Source organism: Ornithinimicrobium jinqii, assembly GCF_045032595.1.
Lineage (GTDB): Bacteria > Actinomycetota > Actinomycetes > Actinomycetales > Dermatophilaceae > Ornithinicoccus.
In genome coordinates, this window is sequence record NZ_JBJFZS010000016.1 from 54,585 (window position 1) to 66,020 (window position 11,436).

At 73.7% G+C, this 11,436-nt stretch carries 11 protein-coding genes; 8 read left to right on the forward strand and 3 right to left on the reverse strand.

All coding sequences use genetic code 11. From position 1 onward, the window contains the following. Nucleotides 1–11: 11 nt before the first annotated feature. From ACI3ET_RS07000 to infB, 4 genes are all read left to right on the forward strand, one after another. Nucleotides 12–524 (forward strand): ribosome maturation factor RimP, encoded by a 513-nt coding sequence (locus ACI3ET_RS07000; protein WP_405032280.1) that lies wholly within the window; start codon nucleotides 12–14, stop codon nucleotides 522–524. Further along, nucleotides 524–1,555: a transcription termination factor NusA gene (nusA, locus tag ACI3ET_RS07005; protein WP_405032282.1), complete on the forward strand. Its 1,032-nt coding sequence runs from the start codon at nucleotides 524–526 to the stop codon at nucleotides 1,553–1,555. The genes ACI3ET_RS07000 and nusA overlap by 1 nt, the downstream gene beginning before the upstream one ends. Before the next feature lie 49 nt (nucleotides 1,556–1,604). Beyond that, a complete protein-coding gene (locus ACI3ET_RS07010) occupies nucleotides 1,605–1,886 on the forward strand; it encodes a YlxR family protein (RefSeq protein WP_405032283.1) in 282 nt (93 codons plus the stop codon). A gap of 191 nt (nucleotides 1,887–2,077) precedes the next feature. Further along, on the forward strand, nucleotides 2,078–5,056 hold the full coding sequence (gene infB, locus ACI3ET_RS07015; protein ID WP_405032284.1) for a translation initiation factor IF-2: 2,979 nt from the start codon (nucleotides 2,078–2,080) through the stop codon (nucleotides 5,054–5,056). A 146-nt stretch (nucleotides 5,057–5,202) separates the two neighbouring features. Here infB and ACI3ET_RS07020 read toward each other — a convergent pair whose 3' ends face one another. Genes ACI3ET_RS07020 through ACI3ET_RS07030 form a run of 3 tightly spaced genes read right to left on the reverse strand, consistent with a single transcriptional unit; the run spans nucleotide 5,203 to nucleotide 7,708 of the window. Continuing rightward, nucleotides 5,203–6,480 (reverse strand): Dyp-type peroxidase, encoded by a 1,278-nt coding sequence (locus tag ACI3ET_RS07020; RefSeq protein ID WP_405032285.1) that lies wholly within the window; start codon nucleotides 6,478–6,480, stop codon nucleotides 5,203–5,205. After that, nucleotides 6,477–7,028, reverse strand: coding sequence for a copper chaperone PCu(A)C (locus ACI3ET_RS07025; protein WP_405032286.1), 552 nt, complete (start codon nucleotides 7,026–7,028; stop codon nucleotides 6,477–6,479). The genes ACI3ET_RS07020 and ACI3ET_RS07025 overlap by 4 nt, the downstream gene beginning before the upstream one ends. A gap of 41 nt (nucleotides 7,029–7,069) precedes the next feature. Then, nucleotides 7,070–7,708: a hypothetical protein gene (locus tag ACI3ET_RS07030; protein ID WP_405032287.1), complete on the reverse strand. Its 639-nt coding sequence runs from the start codon at nucleotides 7,706–7,708 to the stop codon at nucleotides 7,070–7,072. Between the two features lie 95 nt (nucleotides 7,709–7,803). Here ACI3ET_RS07030 and rbfA point away from each other — a divergent pair, with 95 nt between their 5' ends. The 4 genes from rbfA to rodA are packed head-to-tail and all read left to right on the forward strand — an operon-like array spanning nucleotide 7,804 to nucleotide 11,384. Beyond that, entirely contained in the window at nucleotides 7,804–8,322 is a 519-nt protein-coding gene (gene rbfA / locus ACI3ET_RS07035; RefSeq protein WP_405032288.1) for a 30S ribosome-binding factor RbfA, read from the forward strand. Then, a complete protein-coding gene (gene truB, locus ACI3ET_RS07040) occupies nucleotides 8,312–9,271 on the forward strand; it encodes a tRNA pseudouridine(55) synthase TruB (RefSeq protein WP_405032289.1) in 960 nt (319 codons plus the stop codon). The genes rbfA and truB overlap by 11 nt, the downstream gene beginning before the upstream one ends. 5 nt (nucleotides 9,272–9,276) lie before the next feature. Next, complete coding sequence (locus tag ACI3ET_RS07045; RefSeq protein WP_405032290.1) at nucleotides 9,277–10,239, forward strand: bifunctional riboflavin kinase/FAD synthetase; 963 nt, start codon at nucleotides 9,277–9,279, stop codon at nucleotides 10,237–10,239. 14 nt (nucleotides 10,240–10,253) lie between these two features. Next, complete coding sequence (gene rodA / locus ACI3ET_RS07050; RefSeq protein ID WP_405032291.1) at nucleotides 10,254–11,384, forward strand: rod shape-determining protein RodA; 1,131 nt, start codon at nucleotides 10,254–10,256, stop codon at nucleotides 11,382–11,384. Nucleotides 11,385–11,436 lie beyond the last annotated feature (52 nt).

Here is an 11,436-nt window from a genome sequence, read left to right on the forward strand (position 1 = left end):
GGAGACACCCGATGGATGCCCGGGCGCGCGCCGAGTCGATCACCCACCAGCTCTCCGAAACCTTCGCCGGAAGCGGCGTCGTCGTCGACGACGTCGTCGTGCAGCAGGCCGGCCGGCGCCGTCTCGTGCGCGTGTTCGTCGCCCGCGACGTCGCCGCCCTCGCCCCTGACGACACCGCCAGCCCGGTCGAGCCGCTCACGCTGGACGAGGTCGCCGAGGCGACCCGCACCGTGTCCGAGACCCTCGACTCCTCCGACGTCATGGGGGAGGCGGCCTACACGCTCGAGGTCAGTTCCACCGGCCTGGACCGGCCCCTCACGCGTCGCGACCACTTCCGCCGCAACGTCGGCCGGCTCCTCGAGGTGCACCTGGAGGACGGCTCGACCGTCACCGGTCGGCTCTCCTCGGCCGGTGCCGACGGCATCCGACTCACCGCCGCGAACGACCAGGACCTCGGATGGTCCGAGGTGACCCGGGCCACGGTCCAGGTCGAGTTCTCCCGGCCCGACCGAAAGGACGACTGATGGACATCGACATGGCGGCCCTGCGCCTGCTGGAGCGCGAGCGCGAGATCCCGATGGACGTGATCGTCCAGGCCATCGAACAAGCCCTCCTGTCCGCCTACCAGCGGGTGGAGGGTCACTACCGGCACGCCCGGGTGGAGCTGGACCGCAAGTCGGGCAAGATCACCGTGTGGGCACGGGAGGACCCGCCCGTCCTCGAGGACGGGACCCGGGGCGAGCCCGGCCCCGAGTTCGAGGACACGCCCGCCGGCTTCGGCCGGGTCGCCGCGGCGACGGCTCGCCAGGTCATCACCCAGCGCATGCGCGAGCTCGAGGACGACGCGGTGCTCGGGGACTTCCGGGGCCGGGAGGGCGACATCGCCTCCGGCATCATCCAGCAGTCCAACGACCCCCGCTTCGTGCTGGTCGACTTCGGCACGGTCGAGGGCGAGCTGCCGGTCGCCGAGCAGGTGCCGGGAGAGAGCTACCAGCACGGCCAACGGATCCGCTGCTACGTCGTCAGCGCCAAGCGCGGCCACCGCGGGCCGCAGATCATGCTGTCGCGGACCCACCCCAACCTCGTGCTGCGCCTCTTCGCCCTCGAGGTCCCCGAGATCGCCGACGGCACGGTCGAGATCGCGGCGATCGCCCGCGAGGCCGGTCACCGCAGCAAGATCGCCGTCCACTCCACCGTGCCCGGCGTCAACGCCAAGGGTGCCTGCATCGGCCCGATGGGCCAGCGGGTGCGGGCCGTCATGGCGGAGCTGCAGGGGGAGAAGATCGACATCGTCGACTACAGCGACGACCCCGAGGACTTCGTGGCGTCGGCGCTGTCCCCGGCCAAGGTCCAGTCCGCCCGCATCGTGGACGTCAAGACCCGTCAGGTCCAGGTCGTCGTCCCCGACTACCAGCTGTCCCTGGCCATCGGGCGCGAGGGGCAGAACGCCCGTCTCGCGCACCGGCTGACGGGCTGGAAGATCGACATCCGCGCCGACACCGAGCAGCAGCACGCGGCGCGGGCGACGACCGGGGACGACAGCGCAAGCGTGTAGAGTGGGTCCCACTGTCCGTCCTGACCCCGCGCCTCCCGTGAGCTCCGGCGTGCACCACACCCCGGTGCGCACCTGTGTGGGATGCCGGCGCAAGGACGATCAGACCGCACTGCTGCGCGTCGTCGCGGTCCCGGACGGGTCGGCCACCGGCTGGCTCATCGTCCCGGACCGACGTCGTCGCCGTCAGGGACGCGGTGCCAGCGTGCACCCCGCCCCCGAGTGTCTGCAGACCGCGATCGCACGACGTGCGTTCGGCCGTGCGCTCCGCCTCCCGGCGGGCAGCCAGGTCGACACCGCCCCCGTGCAGGAGTGGCTGCAGCAGCAGACGTGACACGACCGGGTCGCCTGACCCGGTCGCCGAGCAAGGGCGGGCCCACCCGGGCCTGTCATCGAGGAACCGGAAGCGGGTTTGACGCTGATGAGCACCCGATGAGTACTCAGCGATGAGCACCCACCAGCACTAGTCACGAGCGTGCCCTGCAGGGGCCCGGTCGTGGCGCAACACCAAGGAGACACCACACCGTGGCCAAACTCAGGGTCTACGAGCTCGCCAAAGAGCTCGGGGTCGAGAGCAAGGAGCTGCTCGCCCACTTGAAGCAGCAGGGAGAGTTCGTCAGGTCGGCCTCGTCGACCATCGAACCGCCTGTCGTCCGCAAGATCCGCGAGAACCCGCCCACCCCCACCGGTGGCGGCGACAGCGACGGCGCCGGCTCCAAGCCGGGCGCCAAGAAGCCGGGCCATCCCCGCCCGTCCACCCCGGGAGCCTCGCCGACCGCACCGCGGTCCGGTGGCCAGGGCTCTCCCGCACCGTCCGGCGGAGCCAGGCCCGGCTCTCCCTCGACCCCGCCCGCGGGGACGAGGCCCGGACCGCGTCCGGGTCCGGCGACCCCCGAGGCGCCGGCTGCGTCCTCCGCGCCCGAGGCACCGGCTGCGTCCTCCGCGCCCGAGGCACCCGCGCCGTCCTCGACGCCCACGCCGTCGATGCCTGAGCAGTCCGCGCCCGCCGCCCCGGCGGCGGCATCCGCGGCGTCGACGACGCCTGGCGAGCAGACCGAGCCCAAGGCGGCGCCCCGGCCGGGCGTCAAGCCTGGTCCGCGTCCGGGCAACAACCCGTTCGCCCCCAGCCAGGGCATGGGTCGCGAGCGTCGAGCCGGCGAGCGTCCCGACCGTGGCGAGCGTCCCGACCGTGGCGAGCGTCCCGACCGTGGCGACCGAGGCGACCGCGCTGGTGCACCGCGTCCGGGCAACAACCCGTTCGCCCCCAGCCAGGGCATGCCCCGTCCCGGCGGAACCCGTGGCGGAGCGCCAGGCGCTGCCGGTCCCCGTCCGGGCGCCCCCCGCCCCGGGGCTCCTCGTCCCGGCGGGGCGCGACCCAACCCCGGCATGATGCCCGAGCGCGCGGCCGTGCCGCGGCCGGGCGAGCGCCCCGCCCGTCCTGGCGGTCGTGGTCGTCCTGGCGCACCCGGCGGCGGTCCCGGCGGTCCCGCCGGTGCTGGTGCCGGTGGCGGCTACCGCGGTGCCCCCGGCGGGGGTCCCGGTGGTCGTGGCGGCGGTCCTCGTGGCCGTGGCGGCACGGCTGGTGCGTTCGGTCGAGGCGGCGGGAAGGTCCGCGGCCGCAAGTCCAAGCGGGCCAAGCGGGCCGAGTTCGAGCAGATGCAGGCCCCGGCCATCGGTGGCGTCAACGTGCCGCGCGGTGGTGGGCAGATCATCACGGTGCGCCGCGGTGCCTCGCTGAGCGACTTCGCCGACAAGATCAACGTCGACCCGGCATCGCTGGTGACCGTGCTGTTCCACCTCGGTGAGATGGCGACCGCGACGCAGTCCCTCGACGAGGACACCTTCAGCGTCCTTGGCGCGGAGCTGGACTACAACATCCGTGTCGTCTCCCCGGAGGAGGAGGAGCGCGAGCTCTTCAGCGCCTTCAACATCGACCTTGACGCCGAGGCCGAGGGTGAGTCCGACGAGGACCTGGAGGCACGTCCCCCGGTCGTCACCGTCATGGGTCACGTCGACCACGGCAAGACCCGGCTCCTGGACGCGATCCGGGAGTCCGAGGTCGGGTCCGGCGAGGCCGGCGGCATCACGCAGCACATCGGTGCCTACCAGGTGCGCACGGAGCACGACGGTGTCGAGCGCGCGATCACCTTCATCGACACCCCGGGCCACGAGGCGTTCACCGCCATGCGTGCCCGTGGCGCGAAGGTGACCGACATCGCGATCCTCGTGGTCGCGGCCGACGACGGCGTGATGCCCCAGACGATCGAGGCGCTCAACCACGCCCAGGCGGCCGACGTGCCCATCGTGGTCGCGGTCAACAAGATCGACGTCGAGGGCGCCAACCCCTCCAAGATCCGCCAGCAGCTGACGGAGTACAACCTGGTCGCCGAGGAGTACGGCGGCGAGACGATGTTCGTGGACGTGTCGGCCAAGGAGGGCCTGAACATCGAGGCCCTGCTCGACGCCGTCCTGCTCACCGCGGACGCGGCGCTGGACCTGCGGGCGAACCCCTCCAAGGACGCCCGTGGTGTCGCGATCGAGGCCAACCTCGACCGTGGCCGCGGTGCGGTGGCGACCGTGCTGGTCCAGCAGGGCACCCTGCGGGTCGGCGACGCGATCGTCGCCGGGGCCAGCCACGGCCGTGTCCGGGCGATGCTCGACGAGCACGGCAACACCGTGGCGGAGGCGACCCCGTCCCGCCCGGTGCAGGTGCTGGGCCTGGACACCGTGGCACGGGCCGGCGACACCTTCCTGGTGGCTCCGGACGACCGCACGGCACGCCAGATCGCCGAGAAGCGCGAGGCGGCCGACCGTCAGGCGGCGCTGGCCAAGTCCCGCAAGCGGATCAGCCTGGAGGACCTCAACCAGGCGCTCGCCCAGGGCAAGGTCGAGACCCTCAACCTCATCCTCAAGGGCGACGTGTCCGGATCGGTCGAGGCCCTCGAGGACGCGCTGCTGCAGATCGACGTCGGCGACGAGGTCGACCTGCGGATCATCGACCGCGGCGTCGGTGCGATCACGATGAACAACATCAACCTGGCGGTCGCCTCCGACGCGATCATCCTGGGGTTCAACGTGCGCGCCGAGGGCCAGAACGCGGACTACGCCGAGCGCGAGGGTGTGGAGATCCGCTACTACGGCGTGATCTACCAGGCCATCGAGGACATCGAGAACGCGCTGAAGGGGATGCTCAAGCCCGAGTACGAGGAGTTCCAGACCGGGACCGCGGAGATCCGCGAGATCTTCCGCAGCTCCAAGTTCGGCAACGTCGCGGGCTGCCTGGTCCGCAGCGGCGAGATCCGCCGCGGTGCCAAGGCCCGCATCACCCGCCAGGGCGTCGTGGTCACCGAGAGCCTGGAGATCGCCGGTCTGCGGCGGTTCAAGGACGACGTCACCGAGGTCCGCGAGGGCTACGAGTGCGGTGTCAACCTGGGCTCGTTCAACGACCTCCAGCTCGAGGACGTCATCACCACCTACGAGATGCGCGAGATCCCTCGCAGCTGACCGTCAGGGCACGACGCAGGCCGGCTCCACCCCTCGGGGTGGGGCCGGTCCTGTCGTTCTCGGGGTGACGGCGGAGGAGACGACCAGTGCCGAGCTCGGTCCTGGTGGCCCCCCGAGCGCAGGTCTTCGGTCCCCGAGCTGCGCCCTCAGGCCAGGAGGTGCTGACCGAGCCACCCGCCCTCGGGGCACCCGGGCAGGAGCGCGAAGACCGCTGAGCCCACGGGGGTCGTCCAGAGGTTCAGCAGGTCCGCCTCGGCCAGGCGTCTCTGCACGGGGAGGAACTGACGCAGAGGGTCGGCCTGGTAGGCGGCGAACAGCAGACCCGTCTCCACCGTGCCGTCGGCGGAGACCTCCTCGTAGGTGTAGGGGCGGCGCAGGAACCGCTGGTGCGGGGCGTGCGGGCCGGCGCGACGCGCGTGCGCGTCCCTGTCCACGACCGGCAGGCCGCCCGGAAGCACGGCGTGCAGGTCGACGGGCGTGGCGACCTCACCCCCGGTGAGCGGTGCCCCGGTGGCCAGGTCCCGGCCGACGGCGTGCTCGCGCGCCACCCGGTCGGCGCGCTCCCAGCCCGCCAGGTCCATCCGGATCCGGCGCAGCACCAGGCTGGAGCCGCCCTCCCAGGCCGGCTGGCCGTGGGCGTCGATCCACAGCAGCCCTGCGTCGACGCCGTCGACGTCCGGCTGCACGGTCCCGTCGACCTGCCCGAACTGGTTGCGCAACGACCAGCCGTCCCGCTCCATCGGCTCGCGGAAGCCCGGCTGCAGCCAGCGTGGCGAGGCGATGCCCCGGGCCGCGCCGACGAGGTGCCGTCGGGCGTGGGCGAGCGTGACGGGGGAGTGGGCACCGATCTGCAGGAGCAGGTCGGCCTCTCCGAAGCGGCCGTCCAGGTCGTCGATCGGCAGGGGCGGGAGCGGCGCCAGCCAGCGGGGCCGCAGGTGCTCCGTCCCGAGCCGGCCGAAGAGACCGGCGCCCCAGCCCACGGTCACCGTGAGCCCGGCAGGCCGCGCGGCGAGCTCGGGCTCCTGGTCGGTCACCGGGGCGCGACCGGAGGCCAGTCGCGCGATGTCGTCGGTCCAGACGCGCATGAGCCGGCCCAGCTCGGTCACGCCCACTCCCTCGTCGAGGTCGAGTGCCACGAAGACGGCGTGCGACTGCGGCACCGTGGCGATCCCGGCCTGGTGGGCGCCGTGGAACGGCTCGACCAGGTGCCCGACCGGAGAGGGAGCGTCGCCGGTGGGCAGGATGCCCGAGACGCTGCCCGCCGACCCGGCCCCGCCCACGGTGGTCGAAGCCTGGCCCGCGGAGGTGCCCGAGGCGACACCGCCGGCGAGCGTGAGGGCACCGGCCCCGCCGAGCAGGCCGCCCTTGAGCAGCGTCCGGCGACCGACGCCCGCCTCGGCAGCCGCCCCGCGGCTCTCGCTCACGGCTGCTCCGTCTGCGGCTCCGGGTCGTAGTCCTCCTCCGCACCCGAGAACGCGCGCGCGGTGACGGTCACCGCATACTCCCGCCCGTCCTCGTCGAGGAGCGTCAGTGCCACCTCCTGGCCGGTCTCGACCGGGCCGGTGAGCTGCATCAGCATGAGGTGGTCGCCGCCGGGCACCAGGTCGTGCTCTCCGCCGGCCGGGATCGTGAAGCCGTCCTCGGCCTCGCGCATGACCCGGCCGCCCGCGCCGTCGTCGACGGTGACGTGCAGCTCGGCCATCCCGGCCAGCTCGCTGCGGACGGACACCAGGTGGATCTCGGTGCCGCCGGAGTTGGTCAGGGTGCCGAAGACGCCGGTCATCGGGGCGTCGGTGGCCTTGGCCCACCCGTCCTCGAGGGTGAGGGCGGTGGCCGCGGTGGTGGCAGCGGCGGACGGTGAGCTGGCGGACGTGCCGTCGACGGAGGTGGGGGTGGCGTCGGCACCGCAGCCGACGAGGGCGAGGGTGACGGACAGGGCGAGGGCGGGCAGCACGGGGCGGGGGGTGGGCACAGGGGTCTCCTGGGTGTGGTGCGGGGGGCTGGGGTACGGGGTCAGGGCAGCGCCGTGGCCGGCGGTGCCCTCCCGTCCCAGGAGAGGTGGGCCGAGGAACCCTGGAGGAGGGTCGGGCGCCGCTCGGCCGCCGTGCGCGGCGCGACCCAGGCCCGGGCGTCGGTCGTGGCGACCAGCTGGTCCCACCAGGCGGTGGCCTCGCTCCACAGGGCCCCAGCGCTCGCCCACAGGAGGGCGACGGTGAGGGTAGCCAGCGTGTGCAGCACCAGCACCTGGACCCCGCCGTGCCCGAGAGCCGTCAGGACGGTCTGCGCGTCGGGCGTGCCGGTGACCGCCCCCACGACGTGGACGTGGGCCTCGAGCGGCCGTCCGGTCTGCCGGGTGAGGAGCGGGGTCACGGCGAGGGCCGCGTGGGTCAGCGCCTGGCCGGCGCCCGCCACGGCGGCCACGCCCGTCACGGCGGAGCCGCGGCCGGCCTGTGCGCCGGTGAGGGTCGGGCGCGGGGGCAGGGTCCACCAGGCCAGCAGGGCGGTGGCGGCGCCCGACCACACCAGCGGGCCGAGCGACGCGGGGCCGAGCGACCCGAGGGCGACCAGTCCGTGCCCGTGCGCGACCGTCCCCCAGAGGACCGCGAGCAGGGACAGGACGAGCGCGCGCGCTCCCCGGCCCACCCTCGTCATACCCCGGAGGGTACTCCACCTCGTAGGATGGGCGTGGTCCGGGCCTTGTGCCCGGACGTCCCACCGAGCACGTCCCGACGCCCCAGGAGGACCCCATGGCAGACCAGGCCCGCGCCCGCCGCATCGCCGAGCGCATCAAGCAGCTGGTGACGCAGGGGCTGTCCCAGGTGGTCAAGGACCAGCGCCTCGGCTTCGTCACCATCACCGACGTCCGCGTCACCGGTGACCTGCAGCAGGCCAGCGTCTTCTACACCGTCCTCGGCGGCGAGGAGGACCGCGAGACGGCGGCCGAGATCCTCGAGGCCTACCGCGGACGGCTGCGTTCGTTCGTCGGCAGGGGGCTGGGGATCCGGCTGACCCCCTCGTTGGAGTTCATCCTCGACGCGCTGCCCGAGGACGCCGCACACCTGGACGACCTGCTGCGCAAGGTCGCCGAGCGCGACGCGGAGCTCGCGGCGGCCCGGGCGGCGGAGGCAGGTTTCGCCGGGGAGGCGGACCCCTACCGCAAGCCGCGGGCCGAGGACGACGGCGAGGACGGCGAGGACGGCGAGGACGGCGAAGGAGCGGAGGCGGGCGCCGAGCACGAGACCGACGCCTCCGCCGATGACCGCTGAGGAACCGGTCGGCGACGGGCTGCTGGTCGTCGACAAGCCGGCCGGCTGGACCAGCCACGACGTGGTCGGACGGGTGCGGCGGCTGTGCCGCACCCGTCGCGTGGGGCATGCCGGCACCCTCGACCCGATGGCGACCGGGGTTCTGGTGCTCGGCGTCAACCGGGGCACCAAGCTGCTCACCTTCCTCGTCGGCCACGACAAGGGGTATGCCGCGACCGTCCGCCTGGGTCGGTCGACGGTCACCGACGACGCGGAGGGCGAGGTCACCGGAGGCGCCGACGCGAGCGGTCTGACCGAGGAACGGGTGCTCCGGGCGGTGGCCGCCCTGCGCGGCGAGATCCAGCAGGTGCCGAGCGCCGTCAGCGCGATCAAGGTCGACGGCAGGCGGTCCTACGCGCGGGTGCGCTCGGGGGAGGACGTGCAGCTCGCGCCCCGGGCGGTGACCGTCGGCCGCTTCGAGGTGCTCGCCGTCCGCCGACCGGGCGACACGGGTCCCGACGGGGCCACCGTGCCAGACGGCGTGCTCGACCTGGACGCGGAGGTGGACGTGTCGTCCGGGACCTACGTGCGCGCCCTGGCGCGCGACCTCGGTGCGGACCTCGGCGTAGGCGGTCACCTGACGGCGCTGCGCCGGACCCGGGTCGGCGGTCTGACGCTCGAGCACGCGGTGACGCTCGAGGAGCTGGACCCGGAGCGCGGACCCGGCCCCACGGCTTACCTGGTCCCGCTGGCGGACGCCGCAGCGGCGGCGCTCCCGGTGCGCCGGCTCGAGGAGCCGGAGGCGCGGGCGCTGGGCCACGGGCAGCGGATCGCCTCCTCCGAACCCGGCCGCAGCGGGCCGGTGGCGGCTGTCGGGCCGGACGGGACCCTCGTCGCGATCCTCGACGAGAGCGGGGCGCAGGCCCGCGCCCACGTCGTCCTGGCCCCCGCCGGCGGACGCGTAGAGTGACGCGCGTGCACCGCTGGACCAGCCTGGACGACGTCCCCGCCGAGCTCGGCCCCACGGTTGCCACCCTCGGCAACTTCGACGGGGTCCACCGCGGTCACCGCGCGGTCCTGCGGACCGTGACGAGGATGGCCCGCGAGCGCGGACTGGCCTCGGTCGCGGTGACCTTCGACCCGCACCCGGTGGCGGTGCTGCACCCCGAGCGCGCCCCGGCGGCGATCGCCGGGCTCGAGCACCGTCTCGACCTGCTGGAGGAGCTGGGGGTCGACGGCGTGGTCGTCATCGAGTTCACGCCCGAGTACGCCCTGCTCACCCCCGAGGAGTTCGTCCACGAGACGTTCGTCGAGGGCCTGGGCGCCCGGGTCGTCGTCGTCGGGGAGGACACCCGTTTCGGGCTCCACAACAGCGGCGACATCGCCACGATGCACGCGCTCGGCGAGCGCTACGGCTTCGAGGTCGTCGTGCAGGGGACGGTGGGCGACCACCTGACGGACGGGCTGCGGAGCTGGTCCTCGACCGCCCTGCGCACCGCGATCGCCGAGGGCAACATGCGCGCGGCCGCGGAGATCCTCGACCGGCCCCACCGGGTGTCCGGGATCGTCGTCCACGGGCACCACCGGGGCCGTGGGCTCGGTTACCCCACGGCCAACCTCTCCCACGACAGCGAGGGTCTGGTCCCCGCCGACGGGGTCTACGCGGGCTGGCTGGAGCGGCCGAGCCTGGCACCCGACGACCCGGAACGGCGGCAGCCCGCCGCGATCTCGGTCGGCACCAACCCGACCTTCGACGACGTGATGACCCGCACCGTCGAGGCCTACGTCCTGGACCGCACCGACCTCGACCTCTACGGCGAGACGGTGTGGGTCGACTTCGTCCAGCGGCTGCGCGACAACCTGCGCTTCGACTCGATCGAGGAGCTGCTGCAGCAGATGGCCGCCGACGTCGAGCACACCCGCGAACTGCTGGCCTAGGGGCGGGACCGGGTATGGCGTGGGCGCCGGCCCGGGCGGGTGCGGGGAGACGGCCGTTGCGGGCCCGCTACGCCCGCACCGACTGGGGACTCTTCGTGGCCGCGCTCGGGCTCTCGCTGGTGGGGGCGCTGCTGGTGTGGTCGGCGACCCGCGCCGACGTCGGCACGGCGCTCGCCGTGCGTCACCTGGTCAACGCGGCGATCGGCCTGGCCCTGGCCCTGGCCCTGGTCGCCGTGGACGTGCGTCGGCTGAGGGCGGCGGCACCCTGGATCTACCTGGCTGGCATCGTCGGTCTCCTGCTCGTCCTCAGCCCGCTGGGGCAGACCGTGAACGGGTCCCGCTCCTGGCTCTTCCTGCCCGGTGGCTTCTCCCTGCAGCCGGCGGAGCTGGCCAAGATCGGACTGGTCATCGGGCTGGCGATGCTCCTGGCCGAGGGCAGGGACCCGCTGCGACCGCCCCAGGGGCGGGACGTCGTCCTGGCCTGGGCGGTGGCGGCGCTGCCGGTCGGGCTGATCGTCCTCCAGCCGGACCTCGGCAGCGCGCTCGTCCTCGGCATGCTGACACTCGGCATCGTCGCGAGCTCGGGAGCAGCGTGGCGTTGGAGCGCCGCCGCGCTGACCGCCACGGTCGCAGCGGTGGTGGCGGCGGTGCGGGTGCCGCTGCTCGACCCCTACCAGGTCGACCGGCTCCTGGCGTTCCGGGACCCGATGCTGGACCCGGAGGGCATCGGCTACCAGACGCGGCAGGTCCGCCTGGCGATCGGCTCAGGAGGCTGGACCGGCGCCGGGCTGGGGCAGGGACCGCAGACGCAGGGCGGGTTCGTGCCGTACCAGCACACGGACTTCGTCTTCTCCGTGGCGGGGGAGGAGCTCGGGTTCGTGGGCGCGGTCGGACTGCTCCTGCTGCTCGGCTTCCTCGTGGTGCGCGCGCTGCTGGTCGGACTGCGCTGCGAGGACTCCTTCGGGCGCCTGGTGGCGGTGGGCGTCGGGGCGTGGTTCGCCTTCCAGGTCTTCGAGAACGTCGGCATGGCGCTGGGGCTGATGCCGGTCACCGGACTTCCGCTGCCCTTCCTGTCCTACGGCGGGTCCTCGATGCTCGCCTGCTGGTTGGCGGTCGGTCTCGTGGCGTGCGCGCAGCAGGACTGAGAACACCCGGGGCGATGCTTGGTCCGGAGGCCACGACCTGAGAGGATCAGGG